Source organism: Micromonospora sp. M71_S20, from assembly GCF_003664255.1.
GTDB lineage: Bacteria > Actinomycetota > Actinomycetes > Mycobacteriales > Micromonosporaceae > Micromonospora.
Genome location: NZ_RCCV01000001.1, coordinates 4677307 through 4693400, shown reverse-complemented (window position 1 = coordinate 4693400; position 16094 = coordinate 4677307). Strand labels below are relative to the sequence as shown.

At 75.1% G+C, this 16094-nt stretch carries 15 protein-coding genes; 9 read left to right on the top strand and 6 right to left on the bottom strand.

The window, feature by feature from the left end:
- The first annotated feature begins 61 nt into the window (after positions 1-61).
- The 3 genes from DER29_RS20160 (at position 62) to DER29_RS20150 (ending at position 4351) form a co-directional block, all read left to right on the top strand.
- Positions 62-463 carry a hypothetical protein gene (locus tag DER29_RS20160; protein WP_121398746.1) on the top strand — a complete coding sequence of 134 codons (402 nt, stop codon included), beginning with the start codon at positions 62-64 and terminating at the stop codon, positions 461-463.
- A gap of 85 nt (positions 464-548) precedes the next feature.
- Positions 549-2642 (top strand): amino acid transporter, encoded by a 2094-nt coding sequence (locus DER29_RS20155; protein WP_199729368.1) that lies wholly within the window; start codon positions 549-551, stop codon positions 2640-2642.
- A 173-nt stretch (positions 2643-2815) separates the two neighbouring features.
- Entirely contained in the window at positions 2816-4351 is a 1536-nt protein-coding gene (locus DER29_RS20150; RefSeq protein ID WP_121398745.1) for a hypothetical protein, read from the top strand.
- Positions 4352-4475: 124 nt separating this feature from the next.
- Here the strand turns inward: DER29_RS20150 and DER29_RS20145 are convergent, their stop codons facing one another.
- The 6 genes from DER29_RS20145 to DER29_RS20120 all read right to left on the bottom strand — a co-directional run bounded on the left by DER29_RS20145 (position 4476) and on the right by DER29_RS20120 (position 10322).
- Positions 4476-5435, bottom strand: coding sequence for a TIGR03557 family F420-dependent LLM class oxidoreductase (locus tag DER29_RS20145; RefSeq protein ID WP_121398744.1), 960 nt, complete (start codon positions 5433-5435; stop codon positions 4476-4478).
- A 315-nt stretch (positions 5436-5750) separates the two neighbouring features.
- Positions 5751-5957 (bottom strand): hypothetical protein, encoded by a 207-nt coding sequence (locus DER29_RS20140; protein ID WP_091630565.1) that lies wholly within the window; start codon positions 5955-5957, stop codon positions 5751-5753.
- 388 nt (positions 5958-6345) lie between these two features.
- Entirely contained in the window at positions 6346-7437 is a 1092-nt protein-coding gene (locus DER29_RS20135) for a helix-hairpin-helix domain-containing protein (RefSeq protein ID WP_121398743.1), read from the bottom strand.
- A 237-nt stretch (positions 7438-7674) separates the two neighbouring features.
- A complete protein-coding gene (locus DER29_RS20130) occupies positions 7675-9024 on the bottom strand; it encodes an NAD(P)/FAD-dependent oxidoreductase (protein ID WP_121399358.1) in 1350 nt (449 codons plus the stop codon).
- A 14-nt stretch (positions 9025-9038) separates the two neighbouring features.
- Positions 9039-9389 (bottom strand): TcmI family type II polyketide cyclase, encoded by a 351-nt coding sequence (locus DER29_RS20125; protein ID WP_121398742.1) that lies wholly within the window; start codon positions 9387-9389, stop codon positions 9039-9041.
- A 123-nt stretch (positions 9390-9512) separates the two neighbouring features.
- The gene (locus tag DER29_RS20120) at positions 9513-10322 is read right to left on the bottom strand and encodes a BTAD domain-containing putative transcriptional regulator (protein ID WP_121398741.1); all 810 of its coding nucleotides are present in this window, start codon (positions 10320-10322) and stop codon (positions 9513-9515) included.
- A 418-nt stretch (positions 10323-10740) separates the two neighbouring features.
- On the opposite strand from DER29_RS20120, the gene DER29_RS20115 reads away from it, so the two are divergent.
- From DER29_RS20115 to DER29_RS20090, 6 genes are read left to right on the top strand one after another with little or no spacing between them, the layout of a single operon-like run.
- Complete coding sequence (locus DER29_RS20115) at positions 10741-11079, top strand: TcmI family type II polyketide cyclase (RefSeq protein WP_121398740.1); 339 nt, start codon at positions 10741-10743, stop codon at positions 11077-11079.
- Positions 11076-12797 (top strand): acetyl-CoA carboxylase carboxyltransferase subunit alpha, encoded by a 1722-nt coding sequence (locus DER29_RS20110; RefSeq protein ID WP_121398739.1) that lies wholly within the window; start codon positions 11076-11078, stop codon positions 12795-12797. The genes DER29_RS20115 and DER29_RS20110 overlap by 4 nt, the downstream gene beginning before the upstream one ends.
- On the top strand, positions 12794-13495 hold the full coding sequence (locus tag DER29_RS36320) for an acetyl-CoA carboxylase biotin carboxyl carrier protein subunit (protein ID WP_370040208.1): 702 nt from the start codon (positions 12794-12796) through the stop codon (positions 13493-13495). Before DER29_RS20110 ends, DER29_RS36320 begins: the two co-directional genes overlap by 4 nt.
- A 14-nt stretch (positions 13496-13509) precedes the next feature.
- Positions 13510-14886 carry an acetyl/propionyl/methylcrotonyl-CoA carboxylase subunit alpha gene (locus DER29_RS20100; protein WP_121398738.1) on the top strand — a complete coding sequence of 459 codons (1377 nt, stop codon included), beginning with the start codon at positions 13510-13512 and terminating at the stop codon, positions 14884-14886.
- A complete protein-coding gene (locus tag DER29_RS20095; RefSeq protein ID WP_121398737.1) occupies positions 14886-15611 on the top strand; it encodes an SRPBCC family protein in 726 nt (241 codons plus the stop codon). The genes DER29_RS20100 and DER29_RS20095 overlap by 1 nt, the downstream gene beginning before the upstream one ends.
- A complete protein-coding gene (locus DER29_RS20090) occupies positions 15604-16008 on the top strand; it encodes a cupin domain-containing protein (protein ID WP_121398736.1) in 405 nt (134 codons plus the stop codon). Before DER29_RS20095 ends, DER29_RS20090 begins: the two co-directional genes overlap by 8 nt.
- Positions 16009-16094: the final 86 nt, after the last annotated feature.

Genomic DNA, 16094 nt, shown 5'->3' with positions numbered 1-16094 from the left:
TCGCCCCGCCCCGCCCCGCCCGACCGGGCGCCGCCCGCCCCACCGGCCGGGGTGGTGCGCGATGACCGGCGGGGCGCACCGGTTCGCGTTCCGCTTCGACCCGGTCTTCCGACCGGCGCTCGCGCTGGTGGGCGTCCGGCCGGCGACCGCCTGGGTCGGCGTCGACCGGGCCGAGCTGGTGGTCCGGTTCGGCCCGTGGCACCTGCGCACCGCCCGGCGCAACGTCGTCGACGCCGCACCCACCGGCCCGTACCGCTGGTGGCGGGGGATCGGCGTGCGCCTCTCGCTGGCCGACGCCGGCGTCACCTTCGCCAGCAGCACCGCCGCCGGGCTCTGCCTCCGTTTCGCCGAGCCGGTGCCCGCCCTGCTGCCCGGCGGGTGGCTGCGGCACCCCGGGGCGACGGTCACCGTGGCGGATCCCGACGCCCTGGCCCGGGTGCTGGCCGCCCCCGACGGCGACTGAGCCGTCCCGGCTTCACCGTTCCGGCGGGCGGCCGGCCGGCGACCGCCTACGGTCGGGTCAGGACCGCCGAGGGTGGGGACGGGACATGCGTGACGAGCACGGGCCGAGGTCGCGGCGCACGCGTGGTCGCCGGCCGCCGCCCGCCGGCCCGCCACGGGACCTGCGCGCCGCCCGGGACCCGACCCGTCCCGGCGACCGCGCCGGACGCCCGGTCGCCGTCCCGGAGGCGCAGGCCAGCCCCACCCGGCCCGCCGCGCCGCTGAGCCCGCTGCGCCGGTGGCTGTTCGCGCACCGGGTGCAGCCGGTCGGCCCCGAGGCGGCGGAGGGACAGACCCGTTCACACCCCTGGTGGCAGGTCATGTGCCTGACCGGGGTCGACTACTTCTCCACCCTGTCGTACCTGCCCGGGATCGCGGCGGTGGCCGCCGGGGCGCTCTCCCCGCTGGCCACCCTGCTCATCGTCGCGCTGACGCTGTTCGGCATGCTGCCCATGTACCGCAGGGTGGCCCGGGAGAGCCCGAACGGGCAGGGCTCGGTGGCGATGCTGGAGCGGCTGCTGCCGTTCTGGCGCGGCAAGATCTTCGTACTGGTGCTGCTCGGGTTCGTGGCCACCTCCTGGATCATCACGATCACCCTCTCCTCCGCCGACGCGACCGTGCACCTGCTGGAGAACCCGCACGTGCCCGAGGGCGTCGGCGGCACCGGCGTCGCCGTCGGCGTCACCGTCGTCCTGCTGCTCGTCCTCGGCGGGGTGTTCCTGCTCGGCTTCCGGGAGGCGGTCGTGGTGGCCGTCCCGCTGGTCGCGGTCTTCCTGGCCCTGAACGCGCTGATCGTGGCCGACGGGCTGGTGGGGATCGTGACGGACCCGCGGGCGCTGGCGAACTGGACCGCCGCGCTGACCGTCGGTGGCGGCCCCGGCGAGGTGGCGGTGACCGCCGTGCTGGCGTTCCCGCTGCTGGTGCTGGGGCTCTCCGGCTTCGAGACGGGGGTGAGCATGATGCCGCTGGTGGCCGGCGGGGGCGCGGACCGCGAGGCGCGGCTGGCGGCGCGGATCCGCAACACCCGCCGGCTGCTCACCGCCGCCGCGCTGGTCATGTCGGTCTACCTGATCTCGACCACCCTCGTGACCACCGTGCTCATCCCCGCCCGGGAGTTCGAGCCGGGCGGGGCCGCTGACGGCCGGGCGCTGGCGTACCTCGCCCACGAGCGCCTCGGGGAGGCGTTCGGCACCGTCTACGACCTCAGCAGCGTGCTGATCCTCTGGTTCGCCGGCGCCTCCGCGATGGCCGGCCTGATCAACATCGTGCCCCGCTACCTGCCCACCTACGGCATGGCGCCCGAGTGGGCACGGGCCGTGCGGCCGGTCGTGATCGTCTACACCATGATCAGCGTCGCCATCACCCTGGTGTTCCGGGCCGACGTCAACGACCAGGCCGGGGCGTACGCCACCGGCATCCTCGCCATGATGGTCTCCGCCGCCGTGGCGGTCACGATCTCCGCGGCCCGCCGCCGGCAGCGCGTCGCGGCCGGCGGCTTCGCCGTGCTCACCCTGGTCCTGCTGTACGCGCTCGCCGAGAACGTCATCGCGAAGCCGGACGGCATCGCCATCTCCGCGCTGTTCATCTTCGGCATCGTGGTCGTCTCGCTGGTCTCCCGGGTGACCCGGACGACCGAACTGCGCACGGAGCGGATCGAGTTCGACGAGCGGGCCCGCCGGTTCATCGCCGAGTCGCTGGCGCACGACGGCCGGCTGCACCTGATCGCCCACAAGCGGGCCGCCGGCGCGGTCAAGGAGTACACGGTCAAGGAGCGGGCGCAGCGGGGGATGAACCCCGTGCCCGGCGAGGGCGACATCCTCTTCCTGGAGATCGAGGTCGTCGACCCGTCGGAGTTCAGCCAGGTGCTGCGGGTGCACGGCGTCCAGGTGGGTGGCTTCCGGGTGCTGCGGGCCGGCAGCCCGGCCGTCCCCAACGCCATCGCGGCGATCCTGCTGGCGCTGCGCGACGCCACCGGCGTACGCCCGCACGCCCATTTCGAATGGTCGGAGGGGAACCCGCTCGGGCACCTGCTGCGCTACCTCATCCTCGGCCGCGGCGACACCCCGCCCGTCGTACGGGAGATCATCCGCAAGTCCGAGCCGGACCCCGCCCGCCGGCCCGGCATCCACGTCGGCGGCTGACGGGGGCTGCGTCCCTTCGTGCTCGTCGAGGTGAATCATACGCTTATTCATGTTCGACGGACTTGCCCGATTCTCGTCCGTATCGTGACCTTCGGCGGCCGTCGCGACGTCAGCCGCCCCGCGTCCCGTTCGACGCGGCCGTGTCACGCATGCGCGAGAGGCAGGGAAGCCTGATGACGACGTATCAAGGGGGCCGGCGGGCCGCACCACCCAGGCGGCGGTCGCGGTGGTTCTTAGCCGGCGGCCTCGTGGCGGGCAGCCTGGTGGCGGCCTCGGCCGGGTTCACGGGTGCCGCCGCCGTCGCCGCCGACCGGGACCTGCCCGCCGCCTCGCTGTCGCCGGCGCGGTGGGCCGACGACCACTCCGGTGAGCGCGACCGCGGCGACGCCGTCGAGGACCGCGACCACGCCCGCGAGGAACGGCGCGGCGGGAAGCCGGACGGCCGCCCCGGACGGCCGGGCCAGGGGCACCACGCGGAGGTCGCGGTGCCGTGCGACCCGGCGAAGCTGATCTCGGCGCTGGTCCGGGCCAACGCCGAGGGCGGCGCCCACCTGCGGCTGGCGTCGAAGTGCACGTACGAGCTGACCCACGCCTTCCAACAGCCCGACGAGTACGACGGCGGGATCCGCGACGCCCGGGAGGCCGCCGACAGCGCCGAGAACCCCGGCGACGCCGAGGCGCCCCCGCGCAACCCGCAGCACGACCGGGCCGGGCTGCCCGTCATCTACCACCCGATCTCCATCCGGGGCGAGGGCGCCACCATCGTCCGGGGCGTGCACGCCGAGGCGTTCCGGTTCTTCACCGTCCGCGACGGCGGGGAACTGACGCTGTCCGACGTCGTGCTCCGCAACGGCCTCTCCGCCGCCGAGGGCGGCAGCATCCACGTCGTGCACGGCGCGTCCGCCGTGGTCGAGCGCACCACGATCGTCGACAGCACCTCCCTCTCGGCGGAGGGGGGCGGCGGCGGGATCTTCAACGACGGGCACCTGGTGGTCATCGGGAGCACGTTCGTCGACAACCACGCCGCCGGCACCAAGGGCAAGGGCGGGGGCCTGCTCAACGGTGGCGTGCTGAGCCTGGAGACCTCGCAGTTCCGGGGCAACAGCGCCGTCGCGTACGGCGGCGGCTTCGCCAACTACCGGGGCGCGGCCGAGGTGCACTCGAGCACCTTCGCGGGCAACAACGCGGCGCAGGGCGGCGGCGTCGCCAGCTTCTCGGCCCGTACCCGGGTCGCCGACACGAAGGTGCTGGGCAACACCGCCCAGACCGGCGGCGGCATCGCCAACTCGGACGCGCTGATCTTCCTGCGCGGCCTGGAGGTGCGCGACAACACCGCCACGGGCAACGGCGGCGGCATCTCCACGTTCCAGGGCCTGGTCCCGCTCGACGACAGCGTCGTGTCGGGCAACACGGCGCGGGGCTCCGGCGGCGGGATCCACGCCCAGAAGTCGAACCTCCTGCTGCGCCGCAGCGAGATCGACCGCAACCACGCCGTCGGCGCGGCGTCGACGGGTGGCGGCGTCTTCGCGTCGATGGGTCAGGTCTCCCTCTACTCCAGCCGGATCACCGGCAACGTCGCCATCGTGAAGCCGGGCGGCCTCTTCGTCGACAAGGCCCGCGTCAAGGTCGACGACGAGACCGACATCATCGACAACGAGCCCACCAACTGCGAGGGCAGCAGGGTGCCGGTGGCGAACTGCTTCCGCTGACCGGTCGGCGGGCCGTCCCGGCCGGGACGACCCGCCCCGACCCGGGGGCGCGTCCGGCCGCCCGTCGGCGATCATCGCGATCGCGGCGGGCGGTGCCGGACGCGCCCCCCGCGCGTCGGACGGCTCAGCCGAGGGCGCGCAGCCGGCCGGCGAGGTCGCCGGCGAAGAAGTCGAGGAAGCCGTCCGGGTCGGGGCCGGCGTTCTGCAGCACGACGTGGTCGTAGCCGGCCTCGACATAGGGGCGGACGGCCGCCACGTGCGCCTCCGGGTCCGGCCCGACGGAGAACAGTTCCCGGACGTGGTGCTCCTCGACGTACGCGCTCGCGGCGTCGAAGTTGACCGGGTTCGGCAGCTCGCTCATCACCTTCCAGCCGGTCACCATCCACCGGCTGGTCTCCAGTACCGCCCGCACGGCCTGCTGGTCGTCGGTGGCCCAGGCCATCGGCACCTCGGCGTAGCGGGGACCGTCGCCCCCGGCCTGCCGGTAGTGCTCGACGATCGAGGCCTTCGGCTCGGTGACGAACAGGCCGTCGCCGAGTTCCGCCGCCATCGTCGCCGAGGACCGGCCGCTCGCGGCGACCGCGATGACCGGCGGGGTCTCCGGCAGGTCGAAGATCCGGGCGTCCTCCAGGTGCAGGTGCTTGCCCTCGTACGAGCGGTAGCCGCCCTGCCAGAGCAGCCGGATGATCTCCAGCGCCTCGCGGAGCCGCTCATGTCGGCCCCGTACGCTGGGAAAGCCCTGACCCACCACGTGCTCGTTGAGCCGTTCCCCGGCCCCGACGCCGAGGGTGAACCGGCCGTCGGAGATCAGCGCCATGGTCGCGGCGGCCTGCGCGATGATCGCCGGGTGGTAGCGGACGGTCGGGCAGGTGACCCCGGTGGCCAGGCCGATCCGCTCGGTCTTCGCCGCGACCGCCCCGAGCACGCTCCAGGTGAACGACGAGTGCCCCTGCGTGTCGAGCCACGGGTGGAAGTGGTCGCTCATCTCGACGAAGTCGAAGCCGGCCTGCTCGGCCCGGACCGCCTGGCGGATGATCTCCTGCGGTCCGTACCCCTCGGAGGCGAGCTTGTAGCCGATCCTCATGCCGGTGCTCCCGTCCCGTGCGGCGCTGGTGGCGCAACGCCGGTTCCCGCGGCGAGACCCGACAAACGTCGGGCCGTGGGGGCGGGGGCCGGGGCCGGGGACGCTGGCACCGATGACCCAGCCTCCTAGGATGCCGTACGCGGTGTGGCGCACCGCGCGCGGACACCGGTGCCACGAGCCAGACGGGCGACGGGGGGAGGGACACCGCCGGCCGGAGCGGCGTCGGCGAGAAGGGCGGAGACGGGGAGTCGTCGTTGGGTCCCCGGACACGGCTCGGCCCGCGCCCCGAGTGGGCGCGGGCCGGAGGAGTGCGTCCTACTTGGACGGCTGAGGCAGTTCGCAGTCGACCTTCGGGTTGGCCCCGATGTAGTTGAGCGGCCCGGCGACGATGGTCACCAGGATCGTGCCGGCCTCGGCACAGTTCGTGTCGTCGCCGCTGTAGTAGCCGCGCTGCCCGGCGGCGACCGCGCCGATGATCAGCCAGATGACGACCAGGACTCCGAATATCGACGTGCCGCGCATCGCTGCCTCCGCAAGGGTGTGGTGGTTCGAGGTGATGGGCGTTGTACCCAATCGCGATGAACGGCTAACGGTGCCGGGCGCCGAGGCGCCGGCGCGGCGGACGGCCGACGGGTGGACGGACGAGGCTGCGGGGCCGAGGCGGTGGCGCGCGGGGTCGGCAGTCTGCGCCGACTCCGATCCCGAGCTGGAGGCGGCCCGCTGCCCGGGGCAGGCGGCGAGCCGATGCGCGGTCCCCCGCTCGGTTCCGGCCCGGAACGCCGACATCGCGGCGCCCGACGGACGGGGCGCCGCGATGTCGGCGACAGCGGCTCGGTCGTGCGGCGGTACCCGACCCACCGGGTACCGCCGTCCGGTGCCAACAGAAGCACGGCAGCCGGGGCGAGGCCGGTCAGGCGTCGGTGCCGCCCACCGGGGTCGGCAGGGCGGCGGCCGCCTCCTGCGGAGCGCCGGCGAGCACCTTCGCCTGCTGCGGCCAGGTCGCCAGGCTCGGCGCGGCCCGCAGCCCGGCCGCCCGGATCGTCTCCCGCAGGGCGGCCTCGTCCAGCTCCGCCAGCTGTCGGTACGTCCGGATGCCGGCCGCCTGCAACGCCGCGGCCATCTTCGGGCCCACGCCCTGGATCCGGCGGAAGTCGTCGGCGGCGTCGGAGTCGGTCGCGGCCGGGGTGTCCACCTCGCCGCGCGGCGCCGGAACGACCACCGGCTCAACCGGCGCGTCGGCCGGCGTCGACTCGGGCCCGACGGGTGCGCCGCCGGCCGTGGCCGGCTCGACCGCGGCGCCGGCCGTGGCCGGCTCGGTGGCGGGCGTGGCCGGCTCGACCGCGGTGGCGGCGGCCGGCTCCGGCTCGACGGGGGAGACGGTCGCGGGAACGGGCGCGAGCGTCGGCTCGGTCGGGCCGTCGGCGGTGGGCGCGGGCGTGGTGGAGGGCTCGGTCGGGGCGACGGCGTTCGACTCCGGCTCGGTCGGGCCGGCGGCGGCCGGGACGGGCTCCTCCGCCGGCCGGCGGTCGACGGGGCCGGTCACCTCGGCGGCCACCGGCAGCACGACCTCGTGCTCCGGTCGGGCGGCGGCGGTGTCGGACGGCACGGGGTCGGTGTCGGGCGCCGGCACCGGGTCGCCGGTCAGCGCCATCTCCGCCGGGTCGACGTCGTCGGCCCGGGACGCGTCGGCCGCGACGACCGTGGCCGGCGGGGCGTCGGTGCTGCGCGGGTCGGCGTCGGCCCCGGGCGCGGCGGGGACGCGGTCGGCGACCGCGTCCGGCGCGGGGTCCACGGTCACCTCGGGGCGCGCTTCGTCCAGGGTGGCGACGGGAGGCGGGTCGACCACCACGGCGGTCATGCCGGCGACCGGGTCACCGTCCACCATGGGGGAGCCGTGGGTGGCGGCCGCCGCGTCCTGCCGGCCGCGCCAGAACCAGCCGCCCGCCAGACCCACCACCAGAGCCACGATCAGTATCAGCCAGTGCCCGAAAGACCACGCCACGGCAAACCTCCCTATCGTTCACGTCCGGAAACCCGCGAGAAAAACTCGCCGCAGCTTCGCACACGCGCGATCACGCCGACAGGCTGGACCGGGTGCCGGTTGTGGCGGCGCAACGGGTCGCGACGGGCGGTGTCCGTCGGGGCGACGGAGGGTCGCCGTCCCCACGTCCGTGCGCGGTCAGGCGGGTACGCGGGAACCCCGGCGCCCACTGGCGGCGCCGGGGTCCCGGTCGGACGGTCAGTCCTCCTCGCCCCGGTAGCTGTAGAAGTCGTCGACGAACCGGCGCGCCAGGCGGGGTACCCGGCTGGTGACGCCGAAGTAGCCCCGCGCGCCGAGCAGCGCGAGCCGGCCGACGACCGGCTTGTACATCCGGTCGTCCCCACTGGTGCCGCTGCGGTTGAGCGAGTCGGCGACCCGGGCGAACCCGTACGGCACCATCGCGGCCTCGTAGTCGGCCACCGCCTGGAGCAGCGTCTTGTCGCCGGTGGCGGCCAGCCGCAGTTGGCGGCAGAGCAGGGCGGCGTCGCGTAGGGCCGTGTTGGCGCCCACCCCGCGTCCCGGCGTCATCGTGTGGATGGCGTCGCCGAGCAGGGTGACGGTGCTGCTCTTCCAGGGCGGCACCGGCTCGCTGGTGGCCACCTTGATGGGCAGGGCGCTGCCCGGGTCGCTGCGGGCGAGCAGTTCGCGCAGATTGGGGTGCCAGTTGCGGGTGAGCCGCAGGGCGAGCAGGACCAGGTCCTCGCCGCGCAGCTGCATGACGTCGGGCGGGAACCGGCGGGCCGTGCTCCAGACGACCAGGTTGATGTTGTCGCGGGTGTTGTCGTGGCGCAGCCCCGGCCAGCCGCGCAGCAGCTCGGCGTCGGCGGGATCGACGCCGGGTTTGAGCGCGCCGTCGCGGTCCCACTTGAACTCCATCACGTGCAGCACGCCCATCATCCCGCCGGTGCCGAAGATCAGCGAGATGCCCTGTTCGATCCGCTCGGGCAGCAGCCCCCGGGTGTGCGGGGTCAGCGGGATCCGGGTGGCGATGTTGGTGGTGCCGGCGTCGCGGGTGACCGCGTGCGGCAGGTACTGGCGGCGTACCGCCGAGTGCGTGCCGTCCGCGGCGACGAGCAGGTCACCGGTGGCGGTGCTGCCGTCGGCGAAGTGCGCGGTCACGGTGCCGTCGTCGCGTTGGTCGTACCGGGTGAAGGCCTTGTCGAAGTGGACGACGTCCTCCATGCCCGTGAGCAGGACCTGGCGCAGGGTCATCCGGGCGACGGACCGTTCGGTGTCCACCGGGTCGGTGTCCGGCCGGAGCGTGAACGAGGCCGTGCGCCGCATGCCCTGGGTGATGACGTTGAAGTAGCGGGGGGAGCGGGCGCAGGTGGCGAGGTAGACGTCGAACAGGGCGGGCGGCAGGCACTCGCGCAGCGCGCGGCTGCCGGTCGGCCCGATGCCGACCCGGTAGCCGAGCAGCCCTTCGCCGCGGGTGCGGTACCGCTCGTAGACGGCGACGCTGATCCCGGCCCGGCGCAGGCCGTGCGCCAGGCACAGCCCGCCCGTGCCGGCCCCGACGATCAGGACGTGGGGTGGTCTGGAGGACATGGCGACCGCCCCGTTCAGCCGGCCGGCTGCGACGACGCCGCCGCGTCGGCGGCGTCCCACCGGTAGAAGCAGCCCGCGATCGCGTCGCGCGGCGAGCGCCAGGTCGGCAGGTACGGCGTGGTGTGCGCGGACAGCCGCTCGTTGACCTGGCGGTAGAGCGGGTGGTTGCGGGCGTCGGCCAACGCGTCCGGGGCCACGTCGGCGGTCTCCATCAGGTGTACGCACAGGTCGTGCAGGCAGTACAGGGACCGGTGCCGGACCCCGGTGAGGGCGGGCAGTTCGGTCGCGTCGGACTCGGCGAAGATCTGCGCCACCCGTCCCTCCGCGCCCGGGATGATCCTGCTGACGATCAGAAGACGGCTCATGGGACCCCTCTCGTCGGTGGCGCTCCGCGAGCACGTCGGAGACCACGGACTGCTGTGCGGCCCACCGTGCCCCGACGACTGTCACCTGTCCGTCACTCGCCCCGCCGTGCCGGTGACGCCGCCTCAGCGCGCGTGGGGCGCGATCCGGGTGGACGGCGCCTGGCGGGGCCCGGCCGGGGCCGTGCGGGTGGCCTCGCGGATCGGTGCGAGGGTGTCGTCGAGCAGGGCGGTCATCGCCGCCGAGGGCTCCAGCCGCAGTTCCCGCAGCAGCAGGTCGCGGTAGACGTAGAAGGCGTGCACGGCCTCGAAGGCGTTGCCCTCGGCGAGGTGGATGCGGACCACCAGCCGGTGCGGCGTCTCGCGCAGGGGTTCGGCGGCCATCGCCTCCAACGCGGCTTCCAGGGCTGCGCCGTGGCGGCCCGCCGACAGGTGCTGGCCGGCCAGTTCCTCCAGCATGTGCAGGCGCAGTTGGCGCAGCCGCTCCCGGTCGGCCAGCACCCAGTCGTCGTACCAGCCGGGGAGCAGGTCGTGCCGGCCGGCGGCGAGCGCGGCGGCGGCGCACGGGTCGTCGCCCTCGCGTACCCGCGCCGCGGTGCCGACGAGCGCGTCGACGTCGACCCGGACGACCGGGCCGAGGGAGACCGTGTCGCCGGAGGTGGTGATCGGGCAGCAGGGATCCTGGCGCAGCCGCCACAGCGCGGTCCGCAGGGACGACAGCGCGCGGTCCTCCGGCGCGTCCGGCCAGAGCAGGCCGGCCAGGTTGCTGCGGGTGGCGCCGGGGCGCAGCCCGATCAGCGCGATGACGCGTTGCAGGCCGCGCGGCACCACGACCGGCGCGTCGCCGTGCAGCAGCCGGAACCCGCCGAGCAGGTGCAGGGAGATCTCGGCGTCGGCACGGCAATCGGTGGTCGGCGTCGATCGATCAGCGGCCACGGCGGCACCCCCTGCGGAACGCACGTCCCGACTCGTCTGCTGTCCCCGGCGCGGCTGCCCATGACCCCACTGTCGGGTCGCTCCGCCGCGGCACGGCGTCGCGCACCGCGGCCGCCGGGCTGACCGTGACGAAGATTATCAATTGTGGTCACTCTCGGTCAATATCCTGTACGGGATCGCGCTTGCCTGTCGGCGTCCCACGAGAACCCTTCCTAACTGCGGATAGTCCACGTCGGATGATCGGTGGTGCACGGCGGATACACAGGTGGCGTCAACGCAGCGTCACGGAAGCTGCGTCGCCGCTCGGCGGTCGCCGGTGACGCCGCCGTGACGCCCGGGACCGGATCGTGTCGCCAGTCGTCCGGCTCGGCCGGTGCCGTCGTCACCGACGCCGGATGCCGTGGAGGGAGGCCCGTCCATGGACCGTTCGCTGATCGTCGCGAAGGTGGTGCCGAGCGCCGAGGCGCGCGTCGCCGAGATCTTCGCCGAGTCCGACGCGACCGAACTGCCGCGCCTGGTCGGTGTCCGGCACCGGTCGCTCTACCGGCTGGGTGACCTGTACGTGCACCTGCTGGAGACGGAGACGCCGGGCGGGGGAGCGGTCGAGGCGGCCCGGGGACACCCCGAGTTCGCCAGGGTGAGCGCCCGGCTGCGGCCGTACGTGTCGCCGTACCTGCCCACGTGGCGGGAGCCGCGCGACGCGATGGCCCGCTGCTTCTACCGCTTCGACGCCGCGCCCGTCGGGCGGTCGTCGTGACCGCCACCGCGCCCCGCGAGGGACAGCTCTGGTCCCGCTGCGGCGGCTGCGCCACCCTGCTGTACCGCAAGCGGCTGCGGCGCAACCTCGACGTCTGCCCCGAGTGCGGGGCGCACGCCCGGGTCGACGCGCCCGAGCGGCTGCGCCAACTCGTCGACCCGGGGTCGTTCACCGCCCTGCCGGAGCGGCCGGCCGAGGTCGACCCGATCGGCTTCGTCGACCTGCTGCCGTACCCGCACCGGCTCACCGCGGCGCGGGCCGGCACGGGTCTGGCCGAGGCGGTCGTCTGCGGCACCGCCGCCGTGGGGCGGCATCCGTGCGTGCTCGCCGTGATGGACTTCCGGTTCCTCGGCGGCAGCCTGGGCTGTGTCGTGGGGGAGCTGATCACCCTGGCGGCCGAGCGGGCCCTGGCCGACGGGGTCCCGCTGGTCCTGGTCACCGCCTCCGGCGGGGCGCGGATGCAGGAGGGCGCCCTGTCGCTGATGCAGATGGCCACGGTCAGCCAGGCGATCGCCGCGCTGCGGGAGGCCGGCCTGCTCACCGTCAGCGTGCTCACCGACCCGACGTACGGGGGCGTGGCCGCCTCGTTCGCCACCAACACCGACGTGGTGCTCGCCGAGAGCGGGGCGCGGATGGGCTTCGCCGGCCCCCGGGTGATCCGGCAGGTCACCGGCCGGGACCTGCCGGAGGGCTTCCAGACCGCCGACTTCCTGCTCCGGCACGGCCAGGTCGACATGGTGGTGCCCCGGCACGCCCTGCGGGGGCGGCTGGTGGCGCTGCTCGCCGCCGCGCGGGCCGGGCGGCGGCCGGCGTCGCGTGCCGGCGTACCCCGGCAGGAGCCGTCGCCGCTGGTGGCGCGGCCGGCCGGCGGGGCCGCCGCCACGACGGCGCCGGGCCCGGGCGGCGACGCCTGGGAGACGGTACGGCTGGCCCGGCACCCGGGCCGTCCGACCACGCTGGACTACCTGGAGACGGCGTTCGACGGCTTCGTCGAGCTGCACGGCGACCGGCTCGGCGCGGACTGCCCGGCCGTGGTGGGCGGGCTGGCCCGGCTCGACGGGCGGCCGGTCATGGTCATCGGGCACCAGAAGGGACACACCACCGCCGAGCTGGTCGGGCGCAACTTCGGCATGGCCAGCCCGGCGGGGCACCGCAAGGCGCTGCGGCTGATGCGCCTCGCCGCCCGCCTCGGCCTGCCGGTGGTCACCCTCGTCGACACCCCCGGGGCGGATCCCGGCGTGCGGGCCGAGGAGCAGGGCCAGGCGGCGGCCATCGCGGAGAACATCCTCGCCCTGACCGTGCTGCCCACCCCCGTCGTCGCCGTGATCACCGGCGAGGGCGGCAGCGGTGGTGCGCTGGCTCTCGCGGTGGCCGACCGGGTGCTCATGCTCCAGCACGCCGTCTACTCCGTGATCAGCCCGGAGGGCTGCGCGGCGATCCTCTGGCCGGACCGGGGCGCCGCGCCGCAGGCGGCCCGCGCGCTGCGGCTGACCGCCCCCGACCTGTGCCGGCTCGGGATCGTCGACGACCTCGTCCCCGAGCCGGCCCCGGCCGCCCATCACGATCCGCAGGCCGCCGCCCGGGCGCTGCGCGAGGCGGTGCTGGCGCACCTGCTGCCGCTGCTCGACGTGCCGCCCGCCACGCTGGTCCGCCGCCGGCGGCAGCGCTTCCGGCGCTTCGGCGCCGCCCGCCTCGGTGCCCGGGCGGGTGCCCGGTGAGCGCCGGCGGCATCCCGGTCGACGCCCCGCCGTCGGCGCCCGGCACGGAGGCGACGACCGCCGCGCGGCCGACGCCCGGCACGGAGACGACGACCGCCGCGCGGCCGACGCCCGGCACGCGGGCCGCCCCCGACGCGCACCCCGCACCTGACGCGCACCCCGCACCCGCCGGGCAGCCGGCGCGGGACGCGGAGCCGGCGTCCGGCGGGCATGCGGCGCGGGACGTGGCGGCGGCCTCCGGCGTGGCGGCGGAGGCGGGGCACGGGGTGGACGCCGTGCTGGCCGGGCTGCGGCGGCACGCCCGGCACCTCGTCGCCGAGCTCGCCGGCCCGCTGCGGCGGGTGCGGCTGCGCAACGGGGACACGGTGCTGGAGGTGGAGTGGCACGACGCCCCCGCCGGCGCCGCGCCCGCCGTGGTGCCCCCGGGGCCCCCGCCGCCCGTCGCGCCATCGCCGGCCCGCTACGCCGTGCGCTCGCCCATCGTCGGCACGTTCTACCGCGCGCCGGAGCCGGGCGCCGCGCCCTTCGTGGCAGTCGGCGACCTGGTCCGTGCCGGGCAGGTCGTCGGCATCGTCGAGGCGATGAAGCTGATGAACGAGGTGACCGCCGACCGGGGTGGCCGGGTCGTCGAGGTCCTCGCCGCCGACGGCCAGCCGGTCGAGTACGACCAGCCGCTGGTCGCGCTGGATCCGGTCTGAGGGGACGGGCCGCGATGTTCGAGAAGGTGCTGATCGCCAACCGGGGGGAGATCGCCGTGCGGGTGCTGCGTGCCTGCCGCGAGCTGGGGGTGCGTACGGCGGTGGTCTACTCCACCGCGGACGCCGACTCCGCCGCCGTGCGCCTGGCCGACCAGGCCGTGCGGATCGGGCCGCCGGCCAGCCGGCGCAGCTACCTCAACGCCGCGGCGATCGTGGAGGCGGCCCGGCAGGTGGGCGCGCAGGCGGTGCACCCCGGCTACGGGTTCCTCTCCGAGGACGCCGACTTCGCCGAGATCTGCGCCGACAACGGCCTGGTCTTCATCGGCCCGCCGCCGGAGGTGATGTCCGTGCTGGCCGACAAGTCCTCGGCGCGGGCGCTGATGCGCCGGGCCGGGCTGCCCCTGCCGCCGGGCAGCGTCGCGCCGGTGCCCACCGCCGCCGCGGCGGCGGAGGTCGCCGCCGAGGTGGGCTACCCGGTGATCGTCAAGGCGGCGGCCGGCGGCGGGGGCCGGGGCATGACGGTGGTCGCCACCCCGGCGGAGCTGCCCCGGGCGTACGCGCGGACCCGGGCCGCCGCCCAGGCCGCCTTCGGCGACGACCGGGTCTACGTGGAGCGGTACCTGACCGGTGCCCGGCACGTCGAGGTGCAACTGCTGTGCGACTCCCACGGCAACGGCGTGCACCTGGGCACCCGGGACTGTTCGGTGCAGCGTCGGCACCAGAAGCTGGTGGAGGAGGCCCCGGCCCCGGCACTGTCGGCCGGCACCGCAGAGGCCATCGCGGAGTGCGCCCTGCGCGGTGCCCTGCACGCCGGCTTCACCGGCGCCGGCACCGTGGAGTTCCTCGTCGACCCCGACGAACGGTTCCACTTCCTGGAGATCAACTGTCGGATCCAGGTCGAGCACCCCGTCACCGAGATGATCACCGGGATCGACCTGGTGCACGAGCAGCTGCACATCGCCGCCGGGGTGCCGCTGCGCTGGCGGCAGGAGGACGTCCGGTCGCACGGGGTCGCCATCGAGTGCCGGGTCAACGTGGAGGACCCGGACCGCGGCTTCGCGCCGACGCCCGGCCGGCTGGAGCGTTTCCTCCCGCCCGGCGGCCCGTTCACCCGGGTCGACACGCACGGCTACACCGGCTACCTGTTCGGCCCGCACTACGACTCCCTGCTGGCCAAGGTGGCGGTCTGGGCGCCGGACCGGGAGCTCGCGCTCAACCGGCTGGAACGCGCCCTCGACGAGTTCGACATCGCCGGCCCCGGGGTCCACACCACCATCCCGTTCGTCCGGCGGGTGCTCGACGACGCCGGGTTCCGCAAGGGCCGCTACACCACCGGCCTGGTCGAGCAGTTGCTCGCCGGCCCGCCCGACGCACACCACAGGAGGCTCTGATGACCGTCACCCATGGCCGTCCGCTGACCGCCGAGATCACCGACATCCTGGTGGCCAACTGCGGGCTGGACGCCGAGGCCGCCGCCCGCGCCCCGGCCGCGTCCCTGGAGGAACTCGGCATGGACTCGCTGGCGCTGCTCGAACTCTCCGCCGTGGTCGCCGACCGGTGGCGGGTGCAGATCCCCGAACAGGCCGGGCAGCTCAGCATCGCGGGCGTGGCCGAGCTGGTCGGCCGCCGCGCCGGGACGCCCGGGCACACCGAGAACAGCGTCCTCATCGCCGCGCCGCTGCCGCTGGTGTGGGACGTCACCAACGACGTCGCCAACTGGCCGCAGCTGTTCACCGAGTACGCCCGGGCGGAGATCCTGCACCGCGACGGCGACACGGTGCGGTTCCGGCTCACCATGCACCCCGACGAGAACGGCACGGTGTGGAGCTGGGTCAGCGAACGCACCGCCGACCCGGTCACCCGGCAGGTCGACGCCCGGCGGGTGGAGACCGGGCCGTTCGAGTACATGCGCATCCACTGGTTCTACGACGAGGAGCCCGGCGGGACCCGGATGACCTGGGTGCAGGACTTCGCGATGAAGCCCACCGCGCCGGTGGACGACGCGGGCATGACCGACCGGATCAACGCCAACAGCGCGGTGCAGCTCGCCGTCATCAAGGAGAAGCTCGAGCGGCTGGCCGGGGCCGACCGGGCGACGGGAGCCGGCGATGAGTGAGCGGACCCTGCGGCTGGTCGCCGCCGCCGACGTCGCGCCCGACGGCCGCCGCGGCGGCGAGCTGCGGGTGCTGCTCGGCCCGAAGACCGTCGGCAGCACCTCGGGTTTCATGGGGGTGGCGACGCTGCGCCCGGGGGAGCGGATCGCCGAGCACTACCACCCCTACAGCGAGGAGTTTCTCTACGTGTCCCGGGGCGCGATCACCGTCGACCTGGACGACGAGCCGGTGCCGCTGGCCGCCGGAGAGGCGCTGTTCGTGCCGCGCAACGTCCGGCACCGGCTGCGCAACACCGGCGACGAGCCGGCCGAGGTGGTCTTCCACCTCGGACCGCTGGCGCCCCGACCCGAACTCGGCCACGTCGACACCGAGCTGGTCGAACAGCGAGGCGGATCGTGAGCGTGAGGAGTGAGCCGGGGTTGCGAGCCCCGCAGTCGCGAACCGAGGTGTCGCCGTGAGCGTGAGGAGTGAGCCGGGGTTGCGAG

Bases quoted from the DNA above. Each gene is read 5' to 3' on its own strand.
- DER29_RS20090 (WP_121398736.1), top strand. From the start codon at position 15,604: ATGAGTGAGCGGACCCTGCGGCTGGTCGCCGCCGCCGACGTCGCGCCC.
- DER29_RS20130 (WP_121399358.1), bottom strand. From the start codon at position 9,024: ATGTCCTCCAGACCACCCCACGTCCTGATCGTCGGGGCCGGCACGGGC.
- DER29_RS20160 (WP_121398746.1), top strand. From the start codon at position 62: ATGACCGGCGGGGCGCACCGGTTCGCGTTCCGCTTCGACCCGGTCTTC.
- DER29_RS20140 (WP_091630565.1), bottom strand. From the start codon at position 5,957: ATGCGCGGCACGTCGATATTCGGAGTCCTGGTCGTCATCTGGCTGATC.
- DER29_RS20095 (WP_121398737.1), top strand. From the start codon at position 14,886: ATGACCGTCACCCATGGCCGTCCGCTGACCGCCGAGATCACCGACATC.
- DER29_RS20155 (WP_199729368.1), top strand. From the start codon at position 549: ATGCGTGACGAGCACGGGCCGAGGTCGCGGCGCACGCGTGGTCGCCGG.
- DER29_RS20145 (WP_121398744.1), bottom strand. From the start codon at position 5,435: ATGAGGATCGGCTACAAGCTCGCCTCCGAGGGGTACGGACCGCAGGAG.
- DER29_RS20125 (WP_121398742.1), bottom strand. From the start codon at position 9,389: ATGAGCCGTCTTCTGATCGTCAGCAGGATCATCCCGGGCGCGGAGGGA.
- DER29_RS20115 (WP_121398740.1), top strand. From the start codon at position 10,741: ATGGACCGTTCGCTGATCGTCGCGAAGGTGGTGCCGAGCGCCGAGGCG.
- DER29_RS20150 (WP_121398745.1), top strand. From the start codon at position 2,816: ATGACGACGTATCAAGGGGGCCGGCGGGCCGCACCACCCAGGCGGCGG.
- DER29_RS20100 (WP_121398738.1), top strand. From the start codon at position 13,510: ATGTTCGAGAAGGTGCTGATCGCCAACCGGGGGGAGATCGCCGTGCGG.